The 19,040-nt window shown below is 36.6% G+C and carries 14 protein-coding genes; 12 read left to right on the top strand and 2 right to left on the bottom strand.

All coding sequences use genetic code 11. The features are described from left to right. Window positions 1-40: 40 nt before the first annotated feature. A complete protein-coding gene (locus UE46_RS11820; protein ID WP_036063473.1) occupies window positions 41-2,050 on the bottom strand; it encodes a DUF6270 domain-containing protein in 2,010 nt (669 codons plus the stop codon). 242 nt (window positions 2,051-2,292) lie between these two features. On the opposite strand from UE46_RS11820, the gene UE46_RS11815 reads away from it, so the two are divergent. The 5 genes from UE46_RS11815 (at window position 2,293) to UE46_RS11795 (ending at window position 11,188) form a co-directional block, all read left to right on the top strand. After that, entirely contained in the window at window positions 2,293-4,413 is a 2,121-nt protein-coding gene (locus UE46_RS11815) for a GW domain-containing glycosaminoglycan-binding protein (protein WP_036063388.1), read from the top strand. 188 nt (window positions 4,414-4,601) lie between these two features. Next, a complete protein-coding gene (locus tag UE46_RS11810; protein ID WP_036063391.1) occupies window positions 4,602-5,579 on the top strand; it encodes a glycosyltransferase family 2 protein in 978 nt (325 codons plus the stop codon). A gap of 17 nt (window positions 5,580-5,596) precedes the next feature. After that, a complete protein-coding gene (locus UE46_RS11805; protein ID WP_036063392.1) occupies window positions 5,597-7,687 on the top strand; it encodes a glycosyltransferase family 39 protein in 2,091 nt (696 codons plus the stop codon). Window positions 7,688-7,847: 160 nt separating this feature from the next. Continuing rightward, entirely contained in the window at window positions 7,848-10,172 is a 2,325-nt protein-coding gene (locus UE46_RS11800; protein WP_118907651.1) for a bifunctional glycosyltransferase/CDP-glycerol:glycerophosphate glycerophosphotransferase, read from the top strand. A 17-nt stretch (window positions 10,173-10,189) separates the two neighbouring features. Further along, on the top strand, window positions 10,190-11,188 hold the full coding sequence (locus UE46_RS11795) for a hypothetical protein (protein WP_143812889.1): 999 nt from the start codon (window positions 10,190-10,192) through the stop codon (window positions 11,186-11,188). A 62-nt stretch (window positions 11,189-11,250) separates the two neighbouring features. Here the strand turns inward: UE46_RS11795 and galU are convergent, their stop codons facing one another. Continuing rightward, window positions 11,251-12,144 carry a UTP--glucose-1-phosphate uridylyltransferase GalU gene (gene galU, locus UE46_RS11790; RefSeq protein ID WP_036063394.1) on the bottom strand — a complete coding sequence of 298 codons (894 nt, stop codon included), beginning with the start codon at window positions 12,142-12,144 and terminating at the stop codon, window positions 11,251-11,253. 231 nt (window positions 12,145-12,375) lie between these two features. Here galU and UE46_RS11785 point away from each other — a divergent pair, with 231 nt between their 5' ends. From UE46_RS11785 to UE46_RS11755, 7 genes are all read left to right on the top strand, one after another. After that, entirely contained in the window at window positions 12,376-13,089 is a 714-nt protein-coding gene (locus UE46_RS11785; RefSeq protein WP_036063397.1) for an IspD/TarI family cytidylyltransferase, read from the top strand. Continuing rightward, window positions 13,082-14,107, top strand: coding sequence for a ribitol-5-phosphate dehydrogenase (locus UE46_RS11780; protein WP_036063399.1), 1,026 nt, complete (start codon window positions 13,082-13,084; stop codon window positions 14,105-14,107). The genes UE46_RS11785 and UE46_RS11780 overlap by 8 nt, the downstream gene beginning before the upstream one ends. A 358-nt stretch (window positions 14,108-14,465) precedes the next feature. Continuing rightward, entirely contained in the window at window positions 14,466-15,845 is a 1,380-nt protein-coding gene (locus tag UE46_RS11775) for a glycosyltransferase family 2 protein (RefSeq protein WP_036063400.1), read from the top strand. Window positions 15,846-15,862: 17 nt separating this feature from the next. Next, window positions 15,863-17,017 carry a CDP-glycerol glycerophosphotransferase family protein gene (locus tag UE46_RS11770; protein ID WP_036063401.1) on the top strand — a complete coding sequence of 385 codons (1,155 nt, stop codon included), beginning with the start codon at window positions 15,863-15,865 and terminating at the stop codon, window positions 17,015-17,017. An 8-nt stretch (window positions 17,018-17,025) separates the two neighbouring features. Further along, window positions 17,026-18,180, top strand: coding sequence for a CDP-glycerol glycerophosphotransferase family protein (locus UE46_RS11765; protein ID WP_118907649.1), 1,155 nt, complete (start codon window positions 17,026-17,028; stop codon window positions 18,178-18,180). Window positions 18,181-18,236: 56 nt separating this feature from the next. Continuing rightward, window positions 18,237-18,620, top strand: a complete 384-nt coding sequence (gene tagD / locus UE46_RS11760) for a glycerol-3-phosphate cytidylyltransferase (protein ID WP_036063402.1) — start codon at window positions 18,237-18,239, stop codon at window positions 18,618-18,620. A 150-nt stretch (window positions 18,621-18,770) separates the two neighbouring features. After that, the gene (locus UE46_RS11755; RefSeq protein ID WP_118907648.1) at window positions 18,771-18,992 is read left to right on the top strand and encodes a hypothetical protein; all 222 of its coding nucleotides are present in this window, start codon (window positions 18,771-18,773) and stop codon (window positions 18,990-18,992) included. The last annotated feature ends 48 nt before the right edge of the window (window positions 18,993-19,040 follow it).

Raw genomic sequence — 19,040 nt, 5'->3', positions numbered from 1 at the left:
CTGTCGTATGTTTTCGGCAGCTCTTTACTTATGTGTAGGTTTATTTTAAAGAAGTGATATAAATAAGCTCTTTCAGAAAGTCTTTGTAATAGGTAGATTCAAAATGAGAAAAGGAGTGGCCAAAAGGGTAATAGAAATCTCCAATATATGGTTTTTTGGAAAAATCGATAACCCTAGCTTCTGGTAGTTGAGATAAGAAATAATTATTCAGACGATCCCAAAAATAGTTATTCCTCTCAATAGCCATCTTATTTGGATATTGAGTTACAACTCTATTCTTATCGTAATAAGAAGTTGTAAAGCCACCTAAATTTAAAATAATATGATCTGCGGGAATTATCTCGGTTAGTTTTTCAATAAATAAGTCAGCATAGTTTTTCCATTCATTAAAGAAAGCCTCATTATCAATATGGTCTATAATTCGTTCATAGGATAAATCATTTAATAACTGGCTCTGCTCAATAACATAAGAAAGCGTTATTGCCGATTTAGAATCTAACCAAATAACAGGTCTAACAGCATCAGGATATAAATCTATCAAGAAGTAGTCAGAGTTAGAATTTTTGAGATTGGTAAAGAAATCTTTTTTCACATCTTCTGCAACTGTCGTTTTTTCATTAGGAGACATGTCATCATATTTTTTTAAATTGATCGCACTATATGTTTCTGTCATAACACTAATGATTGATGAATGAAATTGAGTAAAGCTACACTCAAAGAACAATTTATAATCTGGATTAAAAAATGGAGAAGAATTGAAAGCATTACGACTAAAACATGTGCCCATGACGGCGACTTTTATAGGTTTTTCACCAATTTGAGGCGCAGCGATTGTATAACAAGAAAGCTTATTTGAGTTGTTCTTCTTTACTTTAGCTTTAAATTTTTTGTTATCTATTTCGAAATACTCCGTGTCGCTCAGGCTAATTTCATTGGATACCTCAATAGGCACATCAGGCATATCATTAGAACGAACATAAAAATCCCATACTGTGTTAGCTTTATTCAAAGGCCCCGAAAGAAAATCTTTTTTATTGATACTAGCAGTATATTTAGCAAGCCCTTTTTTCAGTAACCAAGATTGTTCGACAGTTGACTCAAACATGTTAGCCTTTTTATCCTGCCTTTTAGCTACCAAAAAAGGAACTGTCAAATTGCTATTTAGCCTCAAATGAAAGCGAAGGCTCGTATTATCTTCGTCAAATTTAGTTAGCGTAGCATGTCCTTGACGAGCTTTTTTTAAGTAAAAGGAAAGTCTGTTGGATCCTGTAACATAAGAGCGCAGTGAAGCCCATAGAGGAGACTGTATGCTGGCTTCTGATGGGATAGATAGCTTCAAATCAGGAGTTATTGATAGAAAAGCAGGAATACTTTGCTTTAGCTTCAGTGGCGAGATTTCAATAACTGCATCCAACACATTTGTATCATCAACTATGAATTCAGCTGATAAGGAACTAAGTGGAATAGAAAAAGTTAATTTATTATTATTTACAGTACCTAGTTGAAACATTTGCTTTTGTTCGTGGAATAAATAGAAACTTGCTGTAGGACGACGTTTTAACAGTAACGAACCAGTAAACAAGTTATCGGGAATAGCTGGTTGAATTTGCAATGTTCCAGATAAGCTCGTATCATCTAGTGAAAAGCTTGTCACAGAAGCGCTTACTTCTAGAGGAATACTATGGAATGTGAGAATTCCTTCTGGGAAGGTAAATTGGTATTGATACAAGGAGTTGCTGGGCCGGAATGGTTCGTTAGTGACAGGACCGTCAGTCACTAGATTTATATATGGGAAATCTGTATTAACTTTGAATCGCCACAACGTTTCTCGATCTGGGATAGAGAGCATCGCGATATCGTCTAGGTGGAATCGCGCTGTGAATTGATCACCATGTTGCTCAAAAGGTATTTGTAATTTTTTTTCAGGATGTTTATACTCACGAACCTCGGTGTAATAAGCCTGAATACTATGGATGTTGCCCTCGGTAGTCCCAGATATTTCCCACATATCATTATTTGTTAGCTGGATATTATTTATAAAATATTTCATCTGTATCTCCTTAAAAAAAGTTTTCATAATACTTGTTCTCTATATCCTATAGTTTAGCATAAAATAGAGAAACTCTCTAAAAAAAGATATTCCTTTCAAAAAGATTCTCATAAACACAAACCATTCATACATGTGGATAATACTAGTTTATATGTAATTTGTAATAATGCTGTAACCATGCTCCAACAAAATTTTGTTAGAATAAAGGATGGTGGAAAATTTAAAGGAGTGATGAAAAAATAATGGTAAACAAAAGCTGGATGAAAATCTTAATGGTTTCCGTTTTGATTACACCCACGTATTTTTTAGCAGAACAAATAGGCTCGTCTTCAGATGATTTAGTTAAAGCAGCAGCTTATAGCCCGATTAATGAAGTTAACGAGGTCTCCAATAATCCTGGCATGCTTAGAGCAAGTGTTTCACCTGTAGACCAACAAGCCTTTATTAATGAGGTGGTCCCTTATGCGCAGTCAACACAAGAGAAATATAAGGTCTTGTCCAGTATTACATTGGCACAAGCAATCTTAGAATCGGGATGGGGTAAAAGTCAACTGGCTGTCCAAGGTAATAACTTATTCGGTATTAAAGGTAAATATTTAGGACAATCAGTTATTATGCCAACACAAGAATTTGTAAATGGACAGATGGTTACAGTGAATGCAGAATTCCGCAAATACCCAACAAAAGCAGAATCAATAACTGATCATGCTTTACTTTTCGTTAATGGATTATCTTGGAGTAAGGATCATTATAAGAAAGTTGTGGATGCAAAAGATTATATTGAAGCTGCTAATGAATTACAAAAAGCTGGCTATGCAACTGATCCTAACTATGCATTAAAGCTTATACAAGTTGTAGAGAGTAATAATTTAGCAAAATACGATGTAATTTACGACAAAGTTACATCTCAAAAAACAATTTCTGAAAGAGCAGCAGTAACAACCACAAGCGGTCACACAGTATGGTCAAAGCCTTATAAAGTAGAGGGTGTAGGTTACGTTGATACTGCTGGGAATTATGCAGGGAAAGTAGTTGATTTAGTTTCGACAGCGACAACAGCTAGAGGAACGTATCATCAGTTTAAGTATGCTGGGAAAATGACGGGTTGGCTGGATGCGAGAGCTTTTACTATTTATGATAAACTAGAGTATGATAAGTCATTTGTTTCTAGAGCGACAGTAACAAGTCCTGTAGGAAACGGAATATGGTCAAAACCTTATAATCTAGAAGGCAGAGTATCTACCGGTGCGGGAACTACCTATGCAAATCAAGAAGTAAAGATAGAGCGTGAAGCTAAAACCGCTCACGGGGTCTATTACCAATTTAGTACCAATGGAAAAGTGATAGGTTGGATGGATAAAAAGGCATTTACATTGCACCCTTATGATTCCATTATTTCGAGTAAGCAAGTGAGCCTAGATGGTCAGATTACAAGTGATGTCGGAAATGCAATTTGGACGAAAGCATACAAATTAGAAGGCACCACACTTGTTGCCCCAGCATCGACTTATCGTAATAAAGATGTGACTATTAATCAAGAAGTGCAAACGCAACATGGCACGTACTATAGAATAAGCATTAATGGTAAATTTATTGGTTGGATTGATCAGAAAGCTATCACATTATATGATAAAGCATCTTATAATAAAGCTGTGACATTTGATGCGAATATAAATAAAACAAGTGGTCACGCTGTCTGGACACAACCGTATCGGACCATAGGGACTACACTAGTCTCGAGTGCTAGTAATTATGCTGGTAAGGATGTTCAGATAATCAGAGAGGCAAAAACGCCAAAAGGAGTCTATTACCAGTTTAAGTCAAACAACAAAGTGATAGGTTGGATGGATCAAAGAGCCTTTTTACCATATGATAAAATACTAACAAATATCAAAATAGATAAGGAAGCTACTATTGAGAATGTTACTGCTAATAGTATCTGGTCACACCCCTATTTTTCAGTAGGTACGAAATATATAGCTGGTGCAAGTGCATATCAGAATAAGACTGTAAAACTTATTCGAGAAGCAAAAACAGCTAAAGGTACGTACTATCAATTCAGTATAGATGGAAAAGTGATAGGTTGGTTAGATCAAAAAGCCTTTAAATTCTATAATAAATTAGAATCTGATATAGTATTTAAAGCTTCTGGGAAAATAACGAATGTTACTGGAAATGCAGTTTGGTCAAAACCATACCAACTTCAAGGAACTACACTTGTTAGTGCGGCATCAGTATATCAAAATAAACAAGTGAGTATACTAAGAAAAGCGAAGACAGATAGAAGCATTTATTATCAATTTAGTGTAAATGGAAAAGTAATAGGCTGGTTAGATCAAAAGGCTTTTACAAACGTTAAGTAAAAAAAGTAGCATGACATATCCACAACAAGGATAGTTATGCTACTTTTTTTCTATAGATCAATCCTAGGAAAAGGAATTTTTCTTACTAAAGCATATTTCCTCTTACAGCTATTGATAAAGTATTATAAATAAGATATGCTGTATACATTGGAATTTTTATCATAATTAATAGTTAGGAGTTTTAGAAAATGAAAAAGCCATTTTTAACCATCGTTGTTCCTTGTTATAATGAGGAAGAGGTTTTAGAAGAAACATCATTGCAATTAATGGGGATTGTGGAATCATTAGTAGTAAGTGAGTCGATCAGCAGTGATAGCCAAATTATGTTTGTAGATGACGGGAGTAAAGACAGAACGTGGGAACTTATAGATAGTTACTCACAATCAAATAAAAATATATCTGGAGTGAAGCTTAGTCGTAACTATGGGCATCAAGGTGCATTGTTGGCGGGATTAACAGAAGCATACAAGATATCAGATTGCGTTGTTTCAATTGATGCAGATTTGCAAGATGATGTTCATGCAATCATTGAATTTATGGAGAAGTATCATGAAGGGTTTGATGTTGTTTATGGAGTACGTGATAAACGTGAGACTGATACATTCTTTAAAAGAAATTCCGCATTGGCATTTTATAATATCATGAGTAAGTTAGGTGTTAATATGGTTCCTAATCATGCAGACTATAGATTGCTTAGCAAACGGGCATTGGCAGAATTTTTGAGATACAAAGAAGAGAATATGTTTATTCGCGGTATAGTACCTTTGCTGGGCTTTAAATCTACAAAAGTATACTATAATCGAAATGAACGTTTTGCTGGGGAATCTAAGTATCCGTTGAAAAAAATGATACTTTTTGCTGTAGATGGCATAACTTCATTTAGTATAGCGCCTATCAGATTACTGCTTGTTGTCGGTGTAGTGATGTTTTTAGTTGGTATAGGACTAGGTATTTATGCAATTGTGCAAAAAGTGGTAGACCAGGTAGTTCCTGGTTGGACATCTCTTATGATTTCGCTTTGGATGATTGGTGGAGTTCAACTAATAGGCATAGGTGTTTTAGGAGAATATGTTGGAAAAATATTCAAACAAGTCAAAGCAAGACCTCGTTTTACGATTGAAGAAAATGTTTTCGCGAGTAAGTTTGAGAATAATAAAACTAACTAAAGTAGGGAGCAAAGAAAGTGAAAAATAGGTTAGCTTATATTTTTTATGGATTTTTTATACTTATTTTTGGATACCTACTTGTCATGAGTACATTAAAACCATTTGATATCAGTTTTAATAATGCTGGAACATTGATATTACTTACTGCTGTTGCCCTATTGATTTTAGTTGGTATTTTCCAATTTACCGGTAAATTAAATCGAAAGGGAGATACTTTTATAACAATATCCCTAGTGTTAGCAATCATAATGAGTCAAGTATATGTTATTAGCTCGTTACATATGGATGCTTTTGCTGATGGCTACGTTATAAAAGGTGAGGCTCTAAAAATGCTTGCCAATGGGGGGCATGCTACTGGACAAAACTATTTTATGATGTATCCCAATAATATATTCATAACGATAGTTAGATATTGGTTGTATCATATTGGTGATATTATAGGAATTACAAACACGTATATATTGGAAAATATATTTATTTTTGTTTGCATGAACATAACCATCTTTACACTGTTTTGGATTGTTTTAAAGGAACTTGGTCGTAAGTTTGCGAATATTTTTCTACTTATTATTCTGTTCTGTGTACCGTTATTAGGCTATGTATTGTATTTTTACACAGATACAATTGTGTTGCCCTTTACTGCGCTGATCTTGTTATTTTACTATTTGTATACGAAAAATAATAAATGGTGGTATTTTATATTTATTGGTTTTTTATTTGTTGTTGGATATCATGTAAAACCAAACATTATTATTTTATTGCCAGCAATGTTTATTCATCTGTGCTTTATATCTAATTGGCGAAAGATTATTTTGAATATGGCTATACTTGTCGTATGCTTTTTAAGTTTGAATACTGTTTTTACCCCTTTAGCTGAGCGCTATGGATTTGAGAAGAATGACGCTGTAGAGTTCCCTCAGACTCATTGGGTCATGATGGGATTAGGGGAACCTGCTGGTCGTTATAATAGGGATGATGTCGCTTATACAATGCAGTTTAAGTCAAAGGCGGAGAAACAAGAGGCAAATATTAATGTAATAAAAGAGAGATTAATTACCTATGGTCCTATTCGAACGCTAAAGCTATACAATAATAAAGAGTTGAATACTTGGACAGATGGTACAAGGGCTTATAGTTGGTATATCAATTCAGCTATCAATTATCCAACTACTTATGACTATTTGTTTGGTGACAAAAGAGTTTTCGCTGAGGTAGCATCGCAAATATTTCATACGGTTAACCTGTTACTAATTTGTTTATCTGCGCTAAGGTTCTATAGGAAGCGAGAGTATGATATCTCGTTCTTTATCAATATTTCATTGATAGGTGTGTGGCTATTCCATATACTATGGGAGGCAAATCAACGCTATATTCTCTTCATTACACCATTGATGATTGTATCTTCTTTATTTGGATTTAAACTACTGATCGAATTATTTTATACAGATAAGCTAATATTAAAAAATAAAATTCGAAAACCTTTCTTAATACTAAGTTTTGTTGTGTTTTTGCTTTGCACAAGTTTGCTGGCCTTTGGTGGGAAAGTTATCGCAGGAGAACCTGTCATTATTAACAACTATATTGTTGATCAAAGCTATGCAACGATAGCCCTACCAGTAGATCATAAAAATAGTATCAAACAAACGTTTAAAACGGGTGATAAGTTCAATAGTATAGGGATATATGTTATGAGGATGCCTTCTAATGACAGCATGTATCGTTTCCAAGTAAAGGATGAAGGCTCCAAAAGTATAATATACGATGAGATAAAGAGTGGCGCATCACTTCAGTCGAATACTGATTTTCAGTTACAAGTGAACGAGGTACCTCAAGCTAGTACAAGCTACAGTATTGAAGTTTCTGAAATCAGTAATAGTAATCAAGCAGAACCACTCGTCCTGGGAACTAACATTAAAAATGATGTTGACCTATATCCATATGGGAATTTATATATTAATAATGTTAAGCAGGAAAATGCTGACCTAGGCTTTAAAGTAGCACAACAGTCAGAGAAGCCGTTGATTCCATGGTATAGCTATTTAATACTAAGCTTCTTAGCTGTAGGTTTATTCATAGGAATATATTTTGTATTTAAAAGGAAAAAATAACTATATTATTAGAGGAGAGTTTACTTGGTAATTGAGTAGGGTCTCCTTTAATTACGTGATGAGGAAAATTGTTCATTTTAAATAGGTTGACTTGTGTGTAGTGAATAGATAGAATTGAGAAAGATACAATATATATTTAATTTTAGGGAGAGTCTGCAGAATGAATGATGATTCAAACATATATTTAGGAAAAGACAGAGAGTCAGGTATAAGTATTATTATTCCTTTATACAATGTGGAGGAAGTTATTTTTGAGACGCTTGAGAGTATAGAAAATCAGACTTTTGATGACTTTGAAGTAGTAATGATTAACGATGGTTCAACAGATAAGACGATGGAAATTGTAGAGCAATATATAAAGGATAAACCTAGGTTTAAGTTGTACACACAACCTAATGCTGGTCCAGCTTCTGCTAGAAATCATGGCTTACGCATATCAAAAAAGATGTACATTTGTTTTGTAGATAGTGATGACATTGTACCAGAATACGCATTAAAATTAATGTATGATGCTGCAGTTACAACAGGATCTAAATTAATTACTGGAGCGACAAAACGCTTTAATTCAAGTAGGGAATGGTTTATTCCAATGCATATAAAACATAATATTGCTAAACCCGGGTTAAAGACTTTGTTGAAAAATCCTGAGTTATTTTACTCTATTGGACCGTGTGCAAAACTGTATCACTATTCATTAATAGACGGAGTATTCTTCCCAGAAAATATTCGTTATGGCGAAGACCAACCTTTTGTGTTACACGCATTACTACAGGCAGAAAACATATATACGGTGGAGCGAGTAGTTTACTATTACCGTTTGAGAGATGGAGAGTCTCAATCATTAACACAATCTGTTAATCAGGATCCCATTCGAATTCTAAAATCGGTGTTTCAAATATTCGACTACGGAGAAGCTGAGCTAATTAAAAATAATACAGAATATGAAATTGCTTTAAAATACTATCAACGCGTATCAAGTATTGAGTTATGGGGGGCGCTGAGAGCTTCGATTGAAAGTAAGAATAGTAAAAATCAGCAGATTGCGTTTACCATGGTATTGGAATGGTTTAAGACAAAGTCTGAATCATTTTTGAATACCATTTCGTCTTTCAGGTACTTTTTATTGCATAGTGGCATTGAGAGGTCAAGATATATCACAAAGGATAACAGGGAGAATTATCGTCAGTTGATTGCATACCTATGGGGGCAACAGGGGAATGAAGCTAAGCAAGCGTTTAAAAAAACGTATCCATTGCATAGCTATGCTGCTTTGCAAATAATAGAAATAAATAATTGGCGTCCAGCTCTGAAAATATCTCTTAAATTTGTATTACGTCGGCAGTTAAAAACTCCTTTACTAATCCGAAAAGTAAGTAGACGAATTGTGTTTAAAATCGCAACATGGATGCCTCGTAAAAAAAATCAAGTTATTTTGGCTACGGAGCGTGGCACAAATTTAGAGGGAAATTTGTTAGCGATTTATGATTATTTATTTTATAAAAACATGCCGCAAAAAGTATATGTTTTTCTAAGGAAAAATAGGAATTGGTTTGAAATGTTTCAGCTTCATTATGCCCTAGGAAGAGCTCAAACCATTGTATTAGACGATTACTATAATAAAATCTATGGATTGAAATTCAACAAGAAGACACATGTTGTGCAGTCATGGCATGCTACGGGTGCATTTAAGAAATTTGGATTCAGTTCGTTAGGAGCAACAGATTCTAACACGGAAGAATTCGAAACAAGAGCGCACTCTCCATATACAGATGTATTGACCAGCTCAGAAGGAATTATCCCTGAATACGCTGAAGCATTTAATAAACGAGAGGATCAAATTAAGCCTATCGGGGTACCTAGGACAGATATGTTCTTTGATGCAAACTATATCGAATATATTAAAAGGAAATACAGCAGAAGATATCCACAATTACGAGATAAAAAAATATTGCTATATGCACCTACATTCCGTGGGGGGCCAAATGAACGATTTAACTACAGTGTTGTATTGGATATTGCGGCTTTAAAAGCAAATCTTGGCGATACGCACATTTTAATTTTAAAATTCCATCCCGTTATAAAGAATGTATCTTTTAATGTTGAGAAGGATGATCCTTTTATCTTGGATTTAACTGCAGGCCATGATATAAACGATTTAATGTTATTTAGCGATGCTTTGATTACTGATTATTCTTCTGTTATTTTTGAATTTAGTTTGATGAATAAACCAATCTATTTTTTTGCGTATGATATTGATGGCTATTTAGATGAGCGCGGTTTCTATTTTGACTATATAAAAACAGTGCCAGGGGATATATTTAAAGAAACGGATCTGCTTATTCGCGCCATAAAGTCAAACAGCTACGACTACGAAAGGTTAAATAAGTTTAAGGCTAAATTTGTGGGTAGCTTAGATGGCAACTCGACAAGGCGTTTTGTTGAAACATACATTGGAAAAGCAGATGAGGATGTGAATGATTTATGAAAATAATACAGATCATATTGGATGATGAAGCACGTGAAAATAATGGGATGGGTTCAGATGATGCAGGATGTTGGAAGTATCTAAAAGAGCATATAAATGTAATAGATGCTGATTTTTTAGTACTCTGCACGGAGTCAAGAAGAAAATTATTATCGCAAATGATAGACTATATTAATCGTTTTCCTGGAAAAATAGAAGAAGCTGATGTTCATATTTTTTCCCAAAACCCAGTGTTTTTACAATACATGCGTAAATTATCAGATGAAGCTTCTTATGAGATGACAGAGGAACTATTATTCTTAGATGAGGGCAAGGAACCAAGTGTTTCAAGTACTTATTTAGAGAATGATCCACACATTCTTCTGCAAGAGATGGCTCCTTATATTCTATACAAAAAATCTTTCTTAGAAAATTATTTTGAGGAAAAGGGCGAGGAAGAAGGGATGATTGATATCTTTCAACATGCCAATGCAATTTGGAAACATAGAGTATTAGAAGAAGTTGAAGAGAACGAGAATAACTTTGATGATATTGGAATAGAGGAGATACTTTCTTGCTGGAAGCATTATAGAAGTAAGGAAGAAGTATATACTTCGCTAAATTTAGAATTACAAGATTTCGATAAAAACTTTCTTAATTATTTAATTCGTAATAAATTAGGCCCTTGTTTCCAAAAATTACAAATCGAAAAGGATATAACATCTGCGACGAGGGCATTAGTTTATTTTACGGAATTTCTAGAAAGTGAAGATAAGAAATTGATAAGCGGGTTAGTATCTATCGGGTATTTTTATATTCAGAACCCAATTGAAAACTATGCACTTTGGCATACTGATAAAAAATTTTCAGAGACGTATATAGCTTTTCTAAAAATACTATTCAATAAATCACATTATCAAACAAAACAATATTATTTGAAATATTATAGACGGGCGACCAATGCGGCTTATAAAGCTGCCGGTCTAAACTCACTAAAACCTGTTGCCAAGTGCTATAAACTTTATTATACACACTGAGAATTCGTATAGTGGGCACAAAAAAAGTTGAAATAGAATAACATTTCAACTTTTTTTGTATTCTATTTTTTCTTAATGTCGTTTTTATGGATATCATGATAAAGCTGATCAATTAATTTAGCAACATCATCCTTGATTTCTGGATGTTTTAGTGCAAATTGCATTGTAGTTTGAATGAAACCAAATTTATCTCCAACATCAAATCGTTCTCCTTCAAAATCATAAGCGAAAACACGTTGAACTTCATTTAAACTATTAATGGCATCAGTTAATTGAATTTCTCCACCAGCCCCAGGTTTTTGTGTTTCTAAAAAGTCAAAAATTTGTGGGGTTAATAAGTAACGTCCAAGAATTGCTAGGTCTGAAGGGGCTTTATCTGGATCAGGCTTTTCAACAAAACCTTTTACGTTATACAAGTTTTTGCTGTACTCATTAATAGGATCTATGATGCCATAACGATAAGTTTCTTCATGAGGAACCGTTTGTACACCAATGACAGAGCTATGTGTTTTTTCATATTGGTTCATTAATTGTTTAGAACATGGAATTTTTGATTCTACAATATCATCACCTAGCATAACAATGAAGGGTTCATTCCCAACGAAGCCTTTTGCTTGAAGAATAGCATCACCAAGGCCCTTTGGTTTAGCTTGACGAATGAAATGTAGATTAATATTAGTTGTTTGTTCTACTAAATGTAGTAATTCTAGTTTGTTTTTTTCACGAAGATTATTTTCGAGCTCAGGAACAGAGTCAAAATGATCTTCAATTGCACGTTTTCCCTTACCAGTAACGATTAAGATGTCTTCGATTCCAGATGCAACCGCTTCTTCTACAATATACTGAATGGTAGGTTTATCTACAATTGGTAAAATTTCTTTTGGCATTGCCTTTGTTGCTGGTAAAAAACGAGTTCCAAGTCCTGCCGCTGGAATGACTGCTTTTTTAACTCTCATAATAACATTCTCCTTCAATTGAATTTCATATAGACTTCTTAATTATACGTTATATAGCTTCAAGTTTACAAGTTTTTGAATAAAGGCCTGGGAAAAGGAGACGATATAAACTTTAAAATTAATGGATTGGCACATAAACAGAATAACGTAACAGGCAGAACTAGTTTGTTATAGGGGTTTTATGTTACAATAAACCTATGAATATAAAAAGCAGTTAAAGGAGATTAGAGAATGATATACGCTCAAATTTTAGCTGGAGGAAAAGGTACGCGGATGGGAAATGTCAGCATGCCAAAACAATTTCTATCCTTGAATGGTAAGCCAATTATTGTACACACAGTGGAGAAGTTTATTTTGAATAACCGGTTTGACAAGATTATTATTTCGTCACCAAAGGAATGGATCAACCACGCGGAAGACAATATTAAAAAGTATATTTCGGATGATCGCGTTGTTGTGATTGAGGGTGGCGCTGATCGGAATGAAACAATTATGAACGGCATTCGTTACATCGAGTCGAATTTTGGCTTGAAGGAAGAGGATGTTATTATTACGCATGACGCGGTTCGTCCATTCTTGACGCACCGGATTATTGAAGATAATATTGATGCCGCGCTCGAAACTGGCGCAGTGGATACGGTAATCGAAGCGATCGACACGATTGTGGAGTCATCGAATCACGAATACATTACGGACATTCCAGTTCGTGACCATATGTATCAAGGCCAAACACCGCAAAGCTTCAACATTAAGAAATTATACAGCCACTATCAAAAACTGACGGCGGATGAAAAACAAATTTTGACGGACGCTTGTAAAATTTGCTTGCTCGCAGGAGACCGTGTGAAGCTTGTGAAGGGCGAAATCTTCAATATCAAGATTACGACACCTTATGATCTAAAAGTGGCAAATGCGATCATTCAGGAGCGTATAGCCAATGATTAACCAAGTATACCGATTAGTATCGGAGCGACAATTCGAAGTTGCCAATGTCGATGAGTCTTTGAGTGAAGAGGTAGTCGTTGTTCGTCCGACGCATTTATCGATCTGTGCGGCAGACCAACGCTATTACACAGGATCTCGCGGTAAAGAAATGCTATCGAAAAAATTACCGATGGCGCTTATCCACGAAGGTATCGGTGAAATAGTTTACGACGCAAAAAAAGAATTTAAACCAGGAACAAAAGTGGTAATGATTCCAAATACGCCGATGGAGACTGATCCAGTCATCGATGAGAACTATTTGCGCACAAGCAAGTTCCGTTCGAGTGGCTATGACGGATTGATGCAGGATTATGTTTTCATGCGTCGCGACCGCGTTGTTGTTCTCCCAGATGACATCAATCCACGAGTTGCGGCCTTCTCTGAATTAATTTCAGTAGCCGTACATGCGATTTTACGTTTTGATGAAAAGTCGAATGAAAACCGCTCATCCTTTGGCGTTTGGGGTGACGGAAATCTAGGTTTCATTACAGCCTTATTATTGAAAAACTGGTACCCAGAAAGTAAAGTTTACATTTTCGGGAAAACACCGTATAAATTAGATTTCTTCTCGTTTGTCGACGGCGCATTCTCGATTGATGACGTACCGGCAGATCTAGTCATTGATCAAGCATTCGAATGTGCAGGCGGACGCGGAAGCCAGTATGCAGTTAGCCAAATTATCGATTTAATCAAACCAGAAGGCACGATCTCTTTATTGGGCGTTTCCGAATACCCGATTGAATTCAACTCCCGGATGGTATTAGAAAAAGGGCTAACCGTTTATGGAAGCAGCAGAAGCGGACGCGTTGATTTCGAGAAGACAGTAGAATTTCTTTCCGAAAACAAGCGCGGCGTTGAATACCTCCAAAATCTAGTAGGCGAAGTTCGCACCGTGAAATGCATCCAAGACGTAATAGAAGCCTTCGAAGCAGACCTCCGCAGTCCATGGGGTAAGAGCGTGATGGAATGGAAAATCTAAAGTGCTAAAACAAAGTGCTGAACGGGCTCGTTTAGCTCCGAAAAAATTTGTTAGAGGGCGCAGTAAAAGTCCTCAATTGACTTTTGCGGAGGCCACGAAAATTTCGAGGAGCTAGCCCGTGAAGCCGGATTCGGAGACACCTGAGTGTGACGCAGAGCAAGGAACGAATGCTCACTGCGTTCACACTCATATTGAGGCTCTAAATCAGCAAGAGATGCCTCATAAGAGCCACAACAACTACGTTTTCATGCATTATGAGGCTCTAAACTAGCAAAAAATGCTTCATAAGAGTTTCAACAAAATCGAAAGAGCTATATCATCAAAACCAGATATAGCTCTTTTCTAATGGGGTGAACAAATGAATTTTGCAATCATAATACCGTTTTATAACGCAGAAAATCGCCTAGCAACATCAGTCGAAAGCATAATTAAACAATCATATGGATTTGCTGAAAACATCCAAATCCTGCTTATCAATGACGGTAGCACAGATAAAAGTGGAGATATAGCGGAAGGACTCGTCCGAAAGCATCCTAAAAATATTTACCAAATTCATGTTAAGAACGGCGGTCCAGCGCGTGCACGTAATATTGGTTTAATGCATGTTCGCAAAGATACGGATTTTGTTGGCTTTCTAGATGCAGATGATGTATATTCGTTACATATGATACGTGAAATCGCGAATTTTGCGCAAAGCCATCAAGCGATAAACATGATCGTTCCGCCGTTTTATTATTTAGATGATTTCGGTGGGAAACAAAAGATTGGCGCGCACAAGCTGAATACTCGTTTTGAGCAGGGGAGTCGTGTGATTAATATTCAGCAGGATTACAAAGCAATCCATTTTTATATTGGTGGTACGTTCTTGCGCTTTGAACGGTTGAAACAGTTGGCGTTTGATGAATCGCTTCGTTTCGGTGAGGACCAGTTGCTGATTACGAATTTACTGCTAAATGACGAGGAATATGGCGTTGTGGCGGATGTTGGTTATTTTTATTATCGCGATATGCAGGGGAAAGCGTCCCTTGTGAATAAATCATGGCAAGACAAAACGCGTTACCAACCTTTTCTAGAGGCGGTTTATCAGACGTATTTGCATGAGTCAAAAGCGAAATTTGGTACAGTAATTCCGTTCGTTCAATATTTAATCAGTTATCACGCGAAATTATATTTTTACAAGGAGAATACGTATTTTCGTGAAGTACTGACAGAATCTGAGCAGGAAGCATTTGTGTTAGCCTTCCAGAAGATCTTGGGTGAGATCGACGAAAAATATATTTGGGAGCTTGATACGCCTCAAGTTGTGCAGGAAATGATGATGTCGATTCGTAAAAATGGTTGGCCGATTCATTTTGAAACAGCGCCACTTGCGGAGGTTCCAATTGTATCTTTACACAAAAATTGGCGGCCAAATGGTCACGCTGAACTGATTTGTGACATAGAAGAATCACGAACGGCATTGCCTGAGAAAAGCTTTTTTGCAGCGAAAACGTTATTTGCAACGAAACAAGCGGAGTTGCTGAAGCGGAATCAAGACGTGTTGATTTGGGATGTAGTTGTGAGGCCAGCAGGGACGATTTCCAAAGCGAAGATAAGATTGAAACCGTGGGAATTGCGCGGGAAGTGGTTTTATCAAGATGCGAATAAAAAAGTAGAGCTGGAGCAATTCCGATTGACGGCTGAACTCAAACAAAAAGTACAACGGCGACTGAAGCTAAAACGAGCGCTGAATCAATAAAGATAAGAGGGTCAACGATGGCAAAATTAATCCAAACGATATACTATTTTTTATTTAGATTGGCAGGATTTTTACCGCGCAAACAAAAGTTGGTGATGTTTGAAAGTTTTTCTGGTAAGCAGTATAGCTGTAATCCGCGTGCTATTTATGAATATATGCAAAAAGAAGAACCAGAGTACGAATTATTGTGGAGCGTGAATCCTCGGCACACGGCGCTTTTTGAAGAACATGGCGTACCGTATGTGACGCGTTTTTCTGTCAAATGGTTATTCACGATGGGGCGGGCGAAATATTGGATTTCTAATAGCCGATTACCACTGGAATTACCAAAACCAGCAAAAACAATATACGTGCAAACATGGCATGGGACGCCACTTAAGAAGCTTGGAGTGGATATTGATGAGGTGCATATGCCAGGTCAAACAACGGCACAGTATAAAGCGGATTTTGTGCGAGAAGCTGGGAAATGGGACTATCTGATTTCTCCAAATGCGTATTCCAGCAAGATTTTCCGTAGTGCTTTTGGTTATAAGGGGCCGATGATTGAGTCGGGATATCCGCGTAATGATCTGCTTTTTAGTCCAGACAAGGGGCAGCTGATTGCAGATATTCGCCAAAAATTGGAGATTCCTGATGGGAAACGTGTGGTACTTTATGCGCCAACTTGGCGGGATAACGATTTTCACAAAGCAGGCGAGTATAAGTTTGATTTGAAATTTGATGTGGCGGAAATGAAGGCGCGATTTGGGGATGATGTCGTACTTTTAGTGCGGATGCATTATTTGGTGGCGGAGCAATTTGATTTCGCGCAGTACGGCGATTTTATCCGAGATGCCTCATCGTATGACGATATTCGTGATCTGTATTTGGTGAGTGATATGCTGATTACCGATTATTCTTCCGTCTTTTTTGATTATGCGAATTTAGACCGGCCGATGATCTTTTTCACGTATGATTTGGCCGAATATCGCGATACATTAAGAGGTTTTTATTTTGATTTTGAAAAAAATGCACCAGGTCCATTAGTCGAGACGAACGCGCAGCTAATGGAGGAAATTGCAACGACATTGAAGCAGCCAGCCAAGAGTAACAGCCAATTCTTCCAGCAATTTTGTGAATGGGAGGACGGGCACGCAGCGGAAAAAACTGTGAAAATCGTCTTTAAAAAGTAGGTGTCCAAATGAAGAAAATAGCAATTAAGCTTTATATGATGATGATTCAAATATTAGGATTTGTATTCGGGCGTTTTCCAGTTCAACAAAAAGTGGTGATGCTGATCTCATTTTCAGAAAATCCGACAGCGGTATTACGCGAAATGGATAAATTACATTTTACTCCGGAGACAATTGTTTTCTATGATCCACGTATGAATGTGGACGGTATGTCGCGCAATTTTATGCGATCTTTGCCAAAAACGAAAGCTAATTTGATACGATTGATGTTTCATTTAAGTACGGCAAAAGTGGTCGTTACTGATAATTATTTTGCAGAATTAGCGGGTGTAAAATGGCGCGAAAATATGACGTGTGTGCAAATTTGGCATGCGAATGGTGCTTTAAAGAAATTTGGCTGGGAAGATAAAGCCGCACAAAAACGATCAGAATCGGATAAAAAACGTTTTCAAGCGGTATATCAGACTTTTTCAAAGGTGCTGGTGGGATCTGATGAGATGGGCGATATTTTCAAACGCTCCTTTTTACTAGATGACGCGCGCTTATTGAAATTAGGCGTGCCACGCACAGATTACTATTTTGATGAAGCTACCCTAGCATTGAATAAACAAATAGGGCTTGAAAAATACGGAATCAATGGTAAAAAGGTACTTTTGTACGCACCAACATTTCGTGATGAAGCATTATCTGAAACGAAATTAGCCCTGGACATCGCGGCAATGAAGCAAGCACTTGGCGAGGAGTACAAATTATTGCTGAAAGTGCACCCTTCGATGGTAAGCGATTTAGAAAAGACGCAAGATGATTTCTGTGTTTATGCGGATAAGGAAACGGAGATAGAGGCTTTGCTGCCGATGACGGACGTGCTTATTACTGATTATTCATCGATACCCTTCGAATTTTCGTTTTTCGAGAAGCCAATGATCTTTTTCGCGTATGATTTAGAGGAATATGATGGGAATCGCGGGCTCGCCGATCATTATTTGGAGACAATACCTGGACCGCTATGTAAGACGACGGCGGAAGTTATCGAAGCTGTGCAGAATCCAGCAGTGGATCTAGAGCAAATTCGAGCGTTTGGAGCGAAATGGAACAAGTATTCCGACGGGGAATCAAGCAAGCGTTTCGTAGACTTTTTGCAAGTGGAGTTGGACCGCGAATAGACTGGCGGAAAGTGTGATTTCTTGTTATACTATGGACTAGGAAAGTAGGTGTTTTCATGAAAAAAGTGATTACATACGGCACATTTGACTTGCTACATTGGGGCCATATTAAGTTACTCGAACGTGCAAAAGCGCTGGGTGATTACTTGGTGGTCGCGATTTCAACAGATGAATTTAATCGGATCAAGCATAAAGAGGCGTACCATAGTTTTGAGCATCGCAAGCTCATTTTAGAGGCAATTCGCTACGTGGATGAGGTTATTCCTGAGCGCGATTGGGATCAAAAAGTGCAAGATGTGAAAGAACACGATATCGATATTTTTGTGATGGGCGATGACTGGAAAGGCGAGTTTGATTTCCTGAAAGATCATTGCGAGGTCGTCTATCTACCGCGTACAAACGGTATTTCGACGTCTAAAATTAAAGATGATTTAAGTTAAATGAAAAGGTAGACAGTGAAGTGAAAAACATTGTCTGCCTTTTTGCATGTCGTACTTTCTTAAATTCTCATTAAATCTAGTCAAAATCCCTTGTTAAAATCATGTTTCCACTATATGCTTGCTATAGATAAGACGAAATGAGGAAACAGTATGTCTATTAAAAAGCGATTTATGTTATCTTATATAGCCGTAATAATCCTGACTGGAACGTTTTTGATTTCAGCGTTTGTCCTTGGAATTTGTACGTTGACAGGCGCTTCACCAGGTCAGTTATATAAAACGGCAACCCTGCAGCGCCCACTTTCTACGGATGAGGAAAATGTTTTTTTAGAGCTGAAAATGTTATCTAAAAATACGCCAGATAAGTTATAAGAATATCAAAATTTTGAGGGATTAGAAAAAAGTGGGATTCAAGTGGTT

It is taken from the genome of Listeria weihenstephanensis (assembly GCF_003534205.1).
GTDB lineage: Bacteria > Bacillota > Bacilli > Lactobacillales > Listeriaceae > Listeria_A > Listeria_A weihenstephanensis.
This window is presented reverse-complemented; position numbering and strand designations above follow the sequence as displayed.

Coding starts and splice junctions, on each gene's coding strand:
- UE46_RS11780 (WP_036063399.1), top strand. CDS start 13,082: ATGATTAACCAAGTATACCGATTAGTATCGGAGCGACAATTCGAAGTT.
- UE46_RS11810 (WP_036063391.1), top strand. CDS start 4,602: ATGAAAAAGCCATTTTTAACCATCGTTGTTCCTTGTTATAATGAGGAA.
- UE46_RS11755 (WP_118907648.1), top strand. CDS start 18,771: ATGTCTATTAAAAAGCGATTTATGTTATCTTATATAGCCGTAATAATC.
- UE46_RS11770 (WP_036063401.1), top strand. CDS start 15,863: ATGGCAAAATTAATCCAAACGATATACTATTTTTTATTTAGATTGGCA.
- galU (WP_036063394.1), bottom strand. CDS start 12,144: ATGAGAGTTAAAAAAGCAGTCATTCCAGCGGCAGGACTTGGAACTCGT.
- UE46_RS11765 (WP_118907649.1), top strand. CDS start 17,026: ATGAAGAAAATAGCAATTAAGCTTTATATGATGATGATTCAAATATTA.
- UE46_RS11800 (WP_118907651.1), top strand. CDS start 7,848: ATGAATGATGATTCAAACATATATTTAGGAAAAGACAGAGAGTCAGGT.
- tagD (WP_036063402.1), top strand. CDS start 18,237: ATGAAAAAAGTGATTACATACGGCACATTTGACTTGCTACATTGGGGC.
- UE46_RS11775 (WP_036063400.1), top strand. CDS start 14,466: ATGAATTTTGCAATCATAATACCGTTTTATAACGCAGAAAATCGCCTA.
- UE46_RS11820 (WP_036063473.1), bottom strand. CDS start 2,050: ATGAAATATTTTATAAATAATATCCAGCTAACAAATAATGATATGTGG.
- UE46_RS11815 (WP_036063388.1), top strand. CDS start 2,293: ATGGTAAACAAAAGCTGGATGAAAATCTTAATGGTTTCCGTTTTGATT.
- UE46_RS11785 (WP_036063397.1), top strand. CDS start 12,376: ATGATATACGCTCAAATTTTAGCTGGAGGAAAAGGTACGCGGATGGGA.